This window comes from Exiguobacterium sp. s34 (genome assembly GCF_018617435.1).
In the GTDB taxonomy this organism is placed as follows: Bacteria; Bacillota; Bacilli; order Exiguobacteriales; family Exiguobacteriaceae; genus Exiguobacterium; species Exiguobacterium aestuarii.
Genome location: NZ_JACSKE010000007.1, coordinates 35,465 through 47,891, shown reverse-complemented (window position 1 = coordinate 47,891; position 12,427 = coordinate 35,465). Strand labels below are relative to the sequence as shown.

Genomic DNA, 12,427 nt, shown 5'->3' with positions numbered 1-12,427 from the left:
ATTCTCGCCTACTTTTGTTAAAAGGACAACACCCAGTCTTGAAACTGTTGAAAGACTGGGATTTGATTGGCCAGTCCGATGACGAGAAACCAGGCACCGGTATAGAAGAAAGCAGAAATGGTCGTATAGAAAGCATACGTGCGAAGTTTGAGCGATGTGAACCCGGCGATATAGTGGAGCGAGTGCCGAAGGCCGGGAATAAAATAAGAAATCATAATCGTGCGTGCCCCGTATGTTTGATAAAGTGCCTCAGCTCTCTTGAGATAACGTGATTCTCGTTGTCGCACGGGTAAAATACGATGAAGTCCTTTCCCGATTAAATAGAACCAGCTGAACGTGAGCGTGAAGAGAATCCAGGTAGAGATAAATAAAAGCCACCCTGGAACAAATGCGCCTGCAACGGTCAGATGGGTGATCATTAAGACGTCATCAGATAATGGGGTAAACATGATGCCGATGGCAAGCATGCCATAATGTATGATCAGTTCCATAATAAATTCACTCCTTACCTTGTCTAGTATTCACTCGCAAGCGTAAGGAGTTTTTAGTATTCTCTTAAGAAATCTTAAGAAGTTCGTCAGAATGTGTTATTGAGTGGTTTGTTACACTCAATAATAAGATGGATCAATTTCATTATGTAGGATGAGGAGGAAAGATATGCGATCACAACCCGTCATCTGTATCGCCGACGACGATGAGGCGATTCGGGAATTACTTGCCATCTATTTAAAAAATGAAGGATATGCACTTCGGTTTGCGAAAAATGGGCAAGAAGTGCTCGACCTCGCATCGACCGAAACGATTGATTTACTCATTCTCGATTTGATGATGCCCATCATGGATGGAATTGAAGTCTGTATCGAAGTTCGGAAGACACAATTTATGCCAATCTTGATGTTAACAGCAAAAACGAGCGACTTGGATTTGATGCAGGGGATTTCTGTCGGGGCGGACGACTATATCAAAAAACCATTTAATCCACTTGAAGTGACACTTCGTGTCAAATCGTTACTCAGACGATATCGTGATTATGGGGCAGATCGGACCGAAACACAGACCATGCTCACCCATGAGGAAGTCACACTCGACCTACAGACGCGACAGTGTCGTAAAGGGGAGTCCGTAGTTCGGCTTACACCGAAAGAGTTTGATATCCTCGCCTATTTCATGCGTCATCCAAACCAAGTCCTAACGGTCGAACAGATTTATGAGGCGGTGTGGGGTGAGGCGGCATTTGAGGTCGACAACACAGTGATGGTCCATATCACGAAGATTCGTGAAAAGTTAGAAGACACACCACGAAAACCAACCATAATCAAGACGGTGTGGGGCGTGGGGTATCGGCTATGAAACAAAGGCAATGGGATCGTTTGCTTGTAAAGTTGATTGGCATCATTTTAGTCAACGCATTGATTGCGACGATTGCTTTTCTAATCATGGGTTATTCGATTAGTCTATATTACATCGAAAACGAAACCACACCTGATCCGCTAACAGCCAATTTAGTATTTTTAGGGGTGACGTTCATTGTCATACTGATTTTTATTATTGGATTTTCAGTCATGATGCGAAAAACACTTCGGAAAATCACATATTTATCAAGTGAAATCGAACAGATCGCAAACGGTGATCTTGGTCGTACGGTCAAGGTGGAAGGGCGCGATGAGCTTGCTTCGCTTGGAGGTAGTGTGAATCGAATGTCGAAGCAGTTAAGTGAGTTGTTTGAGAAGGAACGGGCACACGAAGAAGAGAGAAATCAATTGTTCTCTAACCTCTCCCACGATTTGCGTACACCGCTCACGAGCATCAAAGGTTATACCCAGCTACTCCAAATGAATCGTGACCTGACACCTGAAGAGAACGATCATTTTCGTATCTTAAATGAAAAGACAGATCAGCTCGAACATCTGCTAGATCAGTTGATGGACGTGAACCGACTCTACGCCCCGAATATGCAACTAAAGAAACAGAAACTCAACTTGAGCTTATTGACGACGCAACTCATTCACGAGATGGAGCCATTGTTCAATGAACGAGGACATCGATTGCATGTGTCAATTCAACCCGATCAATGGATGGAAGCAGATCAAGAACAGCTCATTCGTGTATTTGAGAACCTTTTCTCGAACGCTTGGAAATACGCCAAGCAAACGAGTCCGATTCACATTGAACTCCAGACCAAGGACGATATGCTTGAGTGGTCCATCTCAAATGCGACAACGGTCGAAACGATTCATGCTATCCCTCATCTGTTTGATCGCACATATCGAGTCGATTCTTCGAGAGGGGTCACTCCAGGTGATGGATTAGGTTTATCGATTGCGCGACAAATTATTTTGTTGCATGGCGGGAAGTTGACGGCCGAACCGATAGAAAATCAGGTCATTTGTTTTCGGGTATCGTTCCCGATTGAATCAGATGGCCCATCAAGATCGTATCGAAGTACTGCCCATCAATGAGCTTATCGTCCCGTAACCGACCTTCGACTTCAAAGCCGTAGCGCTCATAAAGTGCTATGGCTTTTTCGTTTGTTTCCATAACGCTCAAATTGATTTTGTGGATACGACTTGTTCGTGCCCAGTCGAGGTTATAACGCAAAATAGCTGACCCCAAACCTAGTCCCCAGTATGCCTGAAGAATGCCCACTCCAAACTCGACAGTATGAGACTTACGAGCAAGAGAACTCCCTTCACATCGAGCAAACCCGACAAGCTTCCCATCGACTTCGGCTACAAGAAATAAACGATTCGTTGTACTTGAGTCGTGTTCAATTAACTGCCTGAATGACTTCTCATCGAGAATACCTTCCCCAGGTTCGCGGTCTAAATAGTCCGTTTCTTGATCGATTTGCAAACGAACGGAAACAAGGGACTTCGCATCATTTTGTGTAGCGAGACGGATGAGGCAATGTCGTTCGTTTCGTATGTATGAAATAGGTTTCATAATATCCTCCTTTGTCATATCGGTCATAAAAAAAGCACTCGGACAATTGCCCGAAATGCTCATTAGCGCTTGAGTAACAACATCACGCCGGTCACGAATAATGCGATTCCGCTCGCGAGTCTAACTTGTTTGCACGTCACGTTCTTTCACCCCTACATTTCTTCATCGTTTTGCTTTAGCGACACGTTTCGGTGTTTTCGACATTTCTTGATAAATCGAAAGAATCTCATTCCCGTAATTTCCTTTTGGCTGCATGGCCCACTTTCGGTGAAGTGACGGCCAAGTTGTCGCCGAACCTCGTTTTACGAGATGGAAGCGTGGATCGACCTTCGTCATATTCAACGCATCCTTCGAGGCGTATGCCTTTAGATGCTGAATTTGAGCGGTTACCCCTTGGTGTGGGGAACGGAAAAAGTGTCCCTTCACGCCGTTTCCAGTCGTCCCAATCCCCGAGTAGTTATGCTGCTTTGGAAGGACATCGCCGCCATAACGAAAATAGCCAGTCTCTTTCAGTGCTTGTGCGAACGCAACATCACCACGGACGCCTTCTTTAGCACCGATGATGACGAAAAGTTTCGCCAAATCTTCGACAGACGTTTTGGCGAGTCGGACATCACGAGGATTCTTCTTTTTTACGTAATCCGCCATTTGTTGCGGAGTCAAAGCCGATACTCCCATAATAGCACGATTCTGCTTCTTTGGGGCTGCCTCGACGATTGTTCCAGTCGAGCCGAAAGATGAAGTAATCAAAAGAAAAACTATAATTAAGCCAAACCCTTTTTTCATAATATGTACCCTCCTAAACGAATCCTATCCATTGAGAAATAATACCATATATGTATTAAAGTTTAATTTCATATTTACGCATGAAGGGAATGAGAAATTAAAAAGCCGTTCTGAATCTATCGTTCAGAACGGCTTTTCCATATTAATTCGCTTGTTTCAATTCTTCAACAGTTTCTACATTGTCTTCAAAATTACGAACATCGACTCGCTTCACGAAAAAGGCTAAAACAAGCGCCAAGAGGTTCATCCCGAGTGCGACGTAGAACGAATATTGAATCCCAGACAAGAGGGCTTGCTGCGTGATGGCACCCATCGAGCTCTCTGTGAGTGTCGCAGGATCGACGCCTGTCATCAATGATTCAGCCTCTGTGCGCGTCACCGAGTTCATAATCGTGACGAGAACTGCCGTGCCGATCGCACCGGATACTTGTTGGGCCGTGTTGTTGATGGCCGTCCCGTGCGGATTGAGGCGAGTCGGTAACTGGTTAAGTCCATTAGTCATAATTGGCATCATAACCATTGACATCCCAAACATACGCAACGTGTACGTCAAGACGATGTACGTATAGGTAGAATCGAGTTGGACGTTTGCGAGCATGTACGTCGATACGGCGGTGATCGTCAATCCGGTAATCGCCAGTAACTTCGGTCCGAATTTATCGAATAGTTTACCCGTGATCGGCGACATGATTCCCATGATGATTGCACCAGGGAGAAGCATGAGCCCTGAATCGAGTGGGGAGATGCCACGAACGCTTTGGACGTAAGCCGGTGTCAAAATCATTCCAGAGAACATCGCGACCGCGTTGACCATCGCAATGACTGACGCGAGTGCGAACATCGGGTGCTTATAGGCACGCAAGTCGAGCAATGGTTTTTCCATATGAAGTTGGCGGTAGATGAAGGCGATCAACGAGATGGCACCGACGATCATCGTCGCCAAGACGATTGGGTTATCCCAGCCGTCCGAGCTTGCCGAGCTGACACCGTACAAAATCCCACCAAATCCGAGTGTCGATAAGACGAGCGACAAGTAGTCGAGAGACTGATCCTTATTTTGGACCATGACGTTTTCCGCTTTCCAAACAGCGAGCGCGAGACCGATGATGGCGAGCGGTAAAATCATTTCGAATAAGACGCGCCAATCATAGTACTCGACGATATAACCTGAGAGTGTTGGCCCGATCGCAGGTGCCGAGATCATGACGAGCCCGAAGATTCCCATCGCCATCCCCCGTTTTTCACGTGGGAAGCTGACGAGCATGACGTTCATTAAGAGTGGCCCCATTGTCGAGGCTCCGACGGCTTGAATCATCCGACCGGTCAACAACCAGCCAAAGTTTGGCGAGAAGGCCGCGATAGCCGTACCGAGCGCGAAGATGCTCATCGAGGTGATGAACAAGCTCCGGTTTGAAAAACGAGTGATTAGATAGGCGGATGCCGGGACGAGCACACCCGTCACGAGCATAAAGCCGGTCGCGAGCCATTGTACGGTCGAGTAGTCAGCGATTTCTAAGTCGACCATGATTGATGGGAGTGCGACGTTCAGTAATGAGTTGTTTAAAAATGCGATGAACGCACCCGCAAAGAGGACCGCCAGCATAACGTACGGCGGTTTCTTTTGGAATTCTGGTTTCATATGGATGGCTCCTTTATTTTCTAAATAGTTATGTGTTGGTAAGTGTCGATGAAATGATTTTATACCCGTTGTATAAATAAAGCAACCATTTTGTACTATTAGTCTAAAATGGTTTTCGGTGCTATAGTAGATGTACAAACCAGATAGAACGGAGCCACGGAAATATGAAAGAGAAAAAGAGAAAAGTCGCAGATATTGCCATGTCTCTCTTCATCGAAAATGGGGTGCAACACACATCGGTGCAAGAGATTATCGATCGTGCCAACATCTCCAAAGGAACGTTTTACAATTACTTCTCATCGAAGACAGATTGTGTGGCCAGTATTCTCGAAAACTTGCGATATGATGCCGGACAGCGCCGGATCGAGATGCAGATGGGACGTGACAAACGAGATCGTGACGTCTTTATCGAACAGATTTCGATTTTGATTCAATTGAACGAAGAACGGAACTTGCACGCGTTATTTGAATCGATCATGTCGTCAAACGAGAATGAACTGAAGAAACTTGTACTTCAACATCGCATTTATGAAATTGAATGGATTGCGATGCGTTTGACGGAAATCATCGGAGAGGCTGTAAGACCATATTCGATGGAATTGACGCTGCTCTTCAACGGAATGTTGCAACATATCTTGTTCACGAACCGGATTACGAATGCCGCTTACTCTCCTCAAAAAGTCGTGAGGAGTTTATATGCGTACGTAGAACTGATTGCTGCACGAATGATAGAGACAGGGGAGCACGTCTTGAACCCGGTCACGGTCGAGCAAATGCGTGGAACGACAGATAAGCATCTTGTCACGATTGAAGAATTGATTGAGATGGCTGCTCGTATCGAAGAGCATGTCGAGATGACGGAAGAACAACGAGATTTGTTCGATGCAATCTCACATGAGTTGAAACAAGATCGTCTTCGAAAAATTGTTCTGGAGCAGTTGTTGAAGCCATTCCAACGACTATTCAAAGGTGTGACAGGCGAGACAGAAGTACAAAAGTTCACGAATCTTGTGTGGCTGTATACACGGACACATTAACGACAAAAAATTATTAGATGCAGTAATATAGAAGAAACAAGGAATGGAAAAAAGAATCAAAAAGTTTCCTTGAAAAAGAATTGATTCCTACAAATTCATGCGCTACAATCAAGTTACCGAAAGCGCTTTCGGGAAGAGGAGAATAACATGGGTACGATTTATGATTTAGCCAAAAAAACAGGATTCTCAATCACGACAGTGTCCAAAGCGTTGAACAACTACAAAGACGTGAGTGACAAGACGAGAGCGAAGATTCTTCAAGCCGCTGCTGAGATGGACTACTTGCCGAACGCACATGCCCAGTCGTTATCGACAAAAAAATCATGGGCGATCGGGGTCATGTTCTCAGAAGCAAATGAAGTCGGGATGAAACACCCGTTCTTCAACGGAATCATCGAAAGTTTTCGTCACGCGACAGAGGAGCAAGGCTACGATTTAATCTTCGCCTCGCGTAACCTGCGCAACCGTGATATGAGTTATCTCGAACACTTCAAACACCGTGCGGTCGACGGCATCGTCGTCATCTGCTCGGATCGAATGGATGAGCAAGTTCAGGAGCTCATGCGAAGTGACATCCCGATCGTCGTCGTCGATATGGACAGCGCCAATTGTAGCGTCGTCTATTCCGATAACATCGAAGGGGCCCGTCTCGCTGTGAATTATCTCCATGAACTCGGTCACCGAAAAATTGCCCACATCGCTGGGGATGAGACGATTGACGCTGGAGCGGCACGAATCAAAGGATATGAACTTGCGATGCAAGAACTGAACCTTCCGATTCAACCAGGCTACCTCGTCAACGCCGGTTTCTTCTCAGTTGAGGAAGGGAAGCAAGCGATGGAACGATTGCTTGAACTTGACGATCGACCGACCGCTGTCTTTGTGGCCGGAGATCAAATGGCAATCGGCGTCATCGAAGCGATTCACGAACATGGTCTTCACGTCCCGAATGACATCTCTGTCATCGGATACGACGACATTGAAATGATCCAATACATTACGCCGAAACTGACCACGATTCGCCAAGATACGGATGAAATCGGGGAAGCGGCAGCAGAACTTTTACTTGAACAAATGACCGCGAAAGAGCGACTCACAGAACGTCGCATCATTCCGGTACGCTTAGTAGAGCGGGCCTCTTGTGCCCCGGTCAAACAGTGATTTATAGTCAATGATATTTCGAAGTCGCTCTCTTTTCTTCAGTGGATGGAGAGGGGAGCGCGATTTCGAAAGTCATTTTGAGAAAAATCGAAACCGCTTTCGATATTTTATTTCGAATAAACCGAAAGCGCTTTCGACAATTATTTACCTCTTTTTGCAAGCGCTTTCTACTATTACTTATAAAAAGGATGGGAACAACACATGCGTAAACTTGTTAGCTTACTTACAATTGGAGCACTTTCAGTCGGTGTCTTGAGCGCTTGCTCTGACGGCGGCAGCGAAGGATCATCTTCAGAGGGTTCAAAAGACGATGTCTTAAAAATTTGGTCATTCACGGATGAATTGAAAGAGCCAATCAAAACATTCGAAGAGCGTAACGGCGTTAAAGTCGAATTGACAATCGTACCGACGGCTGACTACGCAACGAAGTTGAAGCCAGCTCTCGAGAGTGGCGTCGGCGCACCGGACGTTTTCACTGGTGAAATCGCATTCCTTAAGCAATGGATTGACGCTGGATACTGGGAAAACCTTTCTGAAGAGCCATACAACGCAGAAGAAGTTTCTGGAGACATCGTTCCTTACGTCTTCGACCTCGGGAAAGACAAGGACGGAAACGTTCGTGCCCTTTCATGGCAAACAACTCCAGGTGGAATCTACTACAAACGTAGCATTGCAAAAGAAGCGCTCGGTACAGATGACCCGGCTGAAGTCGGCGAAATGATGAGCTCAATGGACGGACTCTTCGAAGTCGGTGAGAAGCTTAAAGATAAAGGCTATAAACTCTTCCCAGACGAAGGTTCAATCCGTTGGTTCGCACAAGGGGATGACCCACAAGCATGGGTAAACGAAGACAATGAGCTTGTCTTGACTGAAGGGAAACAAAACTACTTCGACTACGCAAAAGAGCTTCGTGAAAATAACCTTACTGCCCTCGCACCAGAATGGTCACCATCTTGGTTCGAAGGAATGGACAAACCGATCAAAGTTAAAGAAGGCGGCAAAGAAACGGAAACAGAAGTCTTCTCTTACGTCCTCCCAACTTGGGGTCTCCACGCTGTCTTGAAAGAGAACGCGAAAGACACTGCTGGTGACTGGGCTGTTACAAGCGGACCGAGCCCGTACTTCTGGGGCGGTACATGGGTCGGAATCTACAAAGACTCTAAACATAAAGAAGAAGCTTATGATTTCATCAAACTCATGACACAAGATGAAGAGTTCTTGACTGAATGGGCGAAAGAAACAGGCGACGTACTTGCCTATAACCCAGTTACAGAAAAAATCAAAACAGACTTCAGCGATGAGTTCCTCGGTGGACAGAACAACTATGAGTTCTTCCTCGGCGAAGCTGAATCAATCAAACCAGGGATTGTTACGAAATACGACCAACAGCTCGACACACTTTACGGAGCGGCGGTTAACTCTTACGTAGAAGGTAAGAAATCGAAAGAAGATGCAATCAAAGAATTCAAGAAACAAGTGAAGAACGCTTACCCAGACATCGTTGTTGACTGACGATGACCAACACGAGGGAGGAAGTTCCTCCCTCGGTTCTTATGGAAGGAGAAATACACGTGAAAAAATTAGATCGTTACGGCTATCTGTTCATCGCCCCGTTCTGGGTTGTTTTCTTGACGTTTAGCATTTATCCGGTTTTCTTGACGCTTTACTATAGCTTCACGAACTACACCGGTAGCCCAGGAGAAGAGATTGTCGGATTTGCGAACTATACACGGTTGTTGACGGACACATACTTCATCGAAGCGTTTTTCAACACCATCAAGATTTGGGGAGTCAACTTCGCCTTGCAGATGGGAATGGCACTTTTATTGGCGCTCTTATTCTCAGATCTTCGTTTGAAGCTAAAAGGATTAAACTTCTTCCGTTCATTCTTCTATCTTCCAAACTTGATCACAATCAGCTCGGTCGCGCTATTGTTCGGTATTTTGCTCGACTGGCAGCACGGTTCACTCAACATGGTGTTGATGAAAATCGGTTTGATCTCAAATCCGATCGACTGGTTGGCAGAACCAGTGACGGCTCAATTATCCGTCTCACTCATCTTGACATGGATGTGGTTCGGTCACTCCTTTATCATCGTGATGGCTGGTGTCTCAGGAATCTCAACGGATTACTTCGAAGCCGCTCACATCGACGGTGCAAACCGTTGGCAAATGTTTACGAAAGTGACGTTGCCGCTCTTGAAGCCAATCCTTCTCTACATCATGATCACATCGCTCATCGGTGGACTTCAATTGTTCGACCTTCCGATGTTGATTACCGATGGAATTGGTTCACCGGACGGTTCGTTGAATACGATGGTGCTTTACTTGTATAACCAAGCCTTCAAATACAATAACTACGGCTACGCATCTGCGGTCGCTTACGGTTTATTCTTGATCACGCTCATCTTCTCGGCGATCGTCTTCAAAGGTATGTTCCGCAACGAACGCGCAACACAGAAGAAGGGGGCGTAAGCGATGGAACAAAATGCAGAAACACGGCGTATGCTTCCTGATAGCGAAGCACAGCCAAAACGTAAAGAAGACCGTCCACTCAAAGTGGCGCCACCTAAAAAAGAAAAGTCGAAACATCGTGTTATTCGAGGCTTGATTTATGCAAGCTTGACTATTCTTGCGATCATATGCTTCATCCCGTTCTTGATGATGATCATCAACGCGACTCGGACGAACGGAGAAGTCATATCTGGTTTCACCCTGATCCCTGGTAATGCGTTGCTCGATAACTACGCTACCCTCAGCGAGTACATCAACATCTGGACCGGCTTCAAAAACAGCTTGATTATCTCGGTATCGGTGACTGTCCTCTCTGGATACTTCTCGGCACTCACTGCATACGGATTCACGTTCTACAACTTCAAAGGGAAGAATGCGATGTTCATCTTCATGCTCGTCATGATGATGGTACCGGCACAGCTCGGACTCATCGGATTCTACGAAATCTCGAAGACGCTTGGAATTCTCGATTCGTTCATCCCATTGATCGTTCCAGCGATTGCGACACCGTTCACCGTCTTCTTCATCCGTCAGTACACACAAGCGACGCTTCACATCAGCTTGATTGAAGCGGCACGGATTGACGGTGCGAGCGAATTGCGCATTTTCCATACCATTGCGCTCCCGATGATGATGCCAGCCATTGCGACGATGTCGATCTTCACGTTTATCGGCTCGTGGAACAACTACTTGATGCCACTTGTTCTCTTATTCTCTCCTGAGAAATACACGTTGCCTGTCTTGATGGGCTTCTTGAAAGGATCACAAGTCGCAGAAAACCTTGGCGCGCTTTACCTAGGAATCGCGATCTCGGTCGTACCGATCATGATTGCCTTCTTGTTCCTCTCGAAGTACATCGTCAGCAGTATTTCGGCAGGTGCTGTCAAAGAATAAATATAGAGAAAAGAGGAAAACACTATGCATTTTAAGAAAGACTTCGTATTCGGGACAGCCACGTCCTCGTACCAAATTGAAGGCGCACACAACGAAGGAGGACGTACTCCTTCTATCTGGGATATGTTCTGTGACATCGACGGGCGCGTGTTTGAAAAGCATAACGGCGATGTCGCATGTGACCACTACCATCGTTACGAGGAAGACATTCAGCACATCAAAAAGCTAGGTGTCGACACGTACCGATTTTCCATCGCATGGCCACGAATCTTCCCTGCCAAGGGAGAGTACAACCCAGAAGGTATGGCGTTCTACAAAAACTTGGCGCTGCGTCTCCGTGAAGAAGGAATCAAACCAGCTGTCACGATTTACCACTGGGACCTTCCGATGTGGGCTCACGATGAAGGTGGCTGGGTCAACCGTGAATCGGTCGACTGGTTCCTCGATTATGCGAAAGTCTGTTTTGAAGAACTTGATGACATCGTCGACTCTTGGATTACCCACAATGAGCCTTGGTGTGCCGGCTTCCTCGGCTACCATGTCGGTGTTCACGCACCGGGTCATCGTGACATGAATGAAGCGGTACGCGCCGTGCACCACATCTTGTTGTCGCACGGAAAAGCGGTCGAATTGTTGAAGCGAGAGATGAAGTCCACGACCCCGATCGGCATCACTCTCAACTTGTCACCGATGTATGCGAAGACGGATTCGGCGAATGACCGCCTTGCGATGAACAATGCCGACGGGTATTCGAATCGCTGGTTCCTCGATCCGGTCTTCAAAGGCCAATATCCGGTCGACATGATGAACCTGTTCTCCAAATATGTGCATAACTTCGATTTCATCCAATCGGGTGATATGGAGACGATCTCGACATCTTGCGATTTCTTCGGCATCAACTTCTATAGCCGTGGTATTGTCGAGTTCAACGCAGCAAATGATTTCTTGAAGGCAGACGCTTACTCGGACTACGAGAAGACGGGCATGGGCTGGGATATCGCCCCGAACGAATTCAAAGACCTGATCCGTCGTTTACGCGCCGAGTATACTGACCTTCCAATCTACATTACAGAGAACGGCGCCGCATTTGACGACGTGCTGGAGAATGGCGAAGTCCATGACGATAACCGGATCGACTACGTCCGCCAGCACCTCGAAGCTGTCTCTGACTTGAACGATGAAGGCATGAACATTCAAGGCTACTACCTCTGGTCACTCATGGATAACTTCGAATGGAGCTTCGGATACGAGAAGCGCTTCGGAATCCTCTATATCGACTTTGAGACGCAAGAGCGCATCTGGAAAGACAGCGCGAAGTGGTATGCCGGTGTCATCGCCGACCATAAGGCCGAACACGCGGATAGCGTCGAGGCGTAACATGTATCCATCCCTGCCGCTACGGGGATGGATTTTTTTGTGTGCAACGCATACAAGGGGGGAATGCATGAAGTAGA

12 protein-coding genes are annotated in these 12,427 nt (G+C 46.6%); 8 read left to right on the top strand and 4 right to left on the bottom strand.

Annotation, left to right across the window (positions count from 1 at the left end; translation table 11 throughout):
* Positions 1-17: 17 nt before the first annotated feature.
* Positions 18-491: a DedA family protein gene (locus tag KNO87_RS13730; RefSeq protein WP_214814700.1), complete on the bottom strand. Its 474-nt coding sequence runs from the start codon at positions 489-491 to the stop codon at positions 18-20.
* 166 nt (positions 492-657) lie between these two features.
* On the opposite strand from KNO87_RS13730, the gene KNO87_RS13725 reads away from it, so the two are divergent.
* Positions 658-1,350 (top strand): response regulator transcription factor, encoded by a 693-nt coding sequence (locus KNO87_RS13725; RefSeq protein ID WP_214814698.1) that lies wholly within the window; start codon positions 658-660, stop codon positions 1,348-1,350.
* Entirely contained in the window at positions 1,347-2,459 is a 1,113-nt protein-coding gene (locus KNO87_RS13720) for a HAMP domain-containing sensor histidine kinase (protein ID WP_214814696.1), read from the top strand. Before KNO87_RS13725 ends, KNO87_RS13720 begins: the two co-directional genes overlap by 4 nt.
* Here the strand turns inward: KNO87_RS13720 and KNO87_RS13715 are convergent.
* From KNO87_RS13715 to KNO87_RS13705, 3 genes are all read right to left on the bottom strand, one after another.
* Positions 2,383-2,943, bottom strand: coding sequence for a GNAT family N-acetyltransferase (locus tag KNO87_RS13715; RefSeq protein ID WP_214814694.1), 561 nt, complete (start codon positions 2,941-2,943; stop codon positions 2,383-2,385). The genes KNO87_RS13720 and KNO87_RS13715 overlap by 77 nt on opposite strands.
* Before the next feature lie 162 nt (positions 2,944-3,105).
* Positions 3,106-3,729 carry a glucosaminidase domain-containing protein gene (locus KNO87_RS13710; RefSeq protein ID WP_214814692.1) on the bottom strand — a complete coding sequence of 208 codons (624 nt, stop codon included), beginning with the start codon at positions 3,727-3,729 and terminating at the stop codon, positions 3,106-3,108.
* Between the two features lie 142 nt (positions 3,730-3,871).
* Positions 3,872-5,368 (bottom strand): DHA2 family efflux MFS transporter permease subunit, encoded by a 1,497-nt coding sequence (locus tag KNO87_RS13705; RefSeq protein WP_214814690.1) that lies wholly within the window; start codon positions 5,366-5,368, stop codon positions 3,872-3,874.
* 164 nt (positions 5,369-5,532) lie between these two features.
* Between KNO87_RS13705 and KNO87_RS13700 the strand changes: the two genes are divergently transcribed.
* The 6 genes from KNO87_RS13700 to KNO87_RS13675 all read left to right on the top strand — a co-directional run bounded on the left by KNO87_RS13700 (position 5,533) and on the right by KNO87_RS13675 (position 12,350).
* On the top strand, positions 5,533-6,405 hold the full coding sequence (locus KNO87_RS13700; protein WP_214814688.1) for a TetR/AcrR family transcriptional regulator: 873 nt from the start codon (positions 5,533-5,535) through the stop codon (positions 6,403-6,405).
* Positions 6,406-6,552: 147 nt separating this feature from the next.
* The gene (locus KNO87_RS13695) at positions 6,553-7,566 is read left to right on the top strand and encodes a LacI family DNA-binding transcriptional regulator (protein ID WP_214814686.1); all 1,014 of its coding nucleotides are present in this window, start codon (positions 6,553-6,555) and stop codon (positions 7,564-7,566) included.
* 201 nt (positions 7,567-7,767) lie between these two features.
* On the top strand, positions 7,768-9,078 hold the full coding sequence (locus KNO87_RS13690) for an ABC transporter substrate-binding protein (protein ID WP_214814684.1): 1,311 nt from the start codon (positions 7,768-7,770) through the stop codon (positions 9,076-9,078).
* Between the two features lie 59 nt (positions 9,079-9,137).
* Entirely contained in the window at positions 9,138-10,040 is a 903-nt protein-coding gene (locus KNO87_RS13685; protein WP_214696921.1) for a carbohydrate ABC transporter permease, read from the top strand.
* Positions 10,041-10,043: 3 nt separating this feature from the next.
* Entirely contained in the window at positions 10,044-10,973 is a 930-nt protein-coding gene (locus KNO87_RS13680) for a carbohydrate ABC transporter permease (protein ID WP_214814683.1), read from the top strand.
* A 24-nt stretch (positions 10,974-10,997) separates the two neighbouring features.
* Positions 10,998-12,350: a GH1 family beta-glucosidase gene (locus tag KNO87_RS13675; RefSeq protein ID WP_214814682.1), complete on the top strand. Its 1,353-nt coding sequence runs from the start codon at positions 10,998-11,000 to the stop codon at positions 12,348-12,350.
* Positions 12,351-12,427: the final 77 nt, after the last annotated feature.

Excerpts from the sequence above, each read along its gene's own strand:
- KNO87_RS13730 (WP_214814700.1), bottom strand. The coding sequence starts at position 491 with ATGGAACTGATCATACATTATGGCATGCTTGCCATCGGCATCATGTTT.
- KNO87_RS13725 (WP_214814698.1), top strand. The coding sequence starts at position 658 with ATGCGATCACAACCCGTCATCTGTATCGCCGACGACGATGAGGCGATT.
- KNO87_RS13720 (WP_214814696.1), top strand. The coding sequence starts at position 1,347 with ATGAAACAAAGGCAATGGGATCGTTTGCTTGTAAAGTTGATTGGCATC.
- KNO87_RS13715 (WP_214814694.1), bottom strand. The coding sequence starts at position 2,943 with ATGAAACCTATTTCATACATACGAAACGAACGACATTGCCTCATCCGT.
- KNO87_RS13710 (WP_214814692.1), bottom strand. The coding sequence starts at position 3,729 with ATGAAAAAAGGGTTTGGCTTAATTATAGTTTTTCTTTTGATTACTTCA.
- KNO87_RS13705 (WP_214814690.1), bottom strand. The coding sequence starts at position 5,368 with ATGAAACCAGAATTCCAAAAGAAACCGCCGTACGTTATGCTGGCGGTC.
- KNO87_RS13700 (WP_214814688.1), top strand. The coding sequence starts at position 5,533 with ATGAAAGAGAAAAAGAGAAAAGTCGCAGATATTGCCATGTCTCTCTTC.
- KNO87_RS13695 (WP_214814686.1), top strand. The coding sequence starts at position 6,553 with ATGGGTACGATTTATGATTTAGCCAAAAAAACAGGATTCTCAATCACG.
- KNO87_RS13690 (WP_214814684.1), top strand. The coding sequence starts at position 7,768 with ATGCGTAAACTTGTTAGCTTACTTACAATTGGAGCACTTTCAGTCGGT.
- KNO87_RS13680 (WP_214814683.1), top strand. The coding sequence starts at position 10,044 with ATGGAACAAAATGCAGAAACACGGCGTATGCTTCCTGATAGCGAAGCA.
- KNO87_RS13675 (WP_214814682.1), top strand. The coding sequence starts at position 10,998 with ATGCATTTTAAGAAAGACTTCGTATTCGGGACAGCCACGTCCTCGTAC.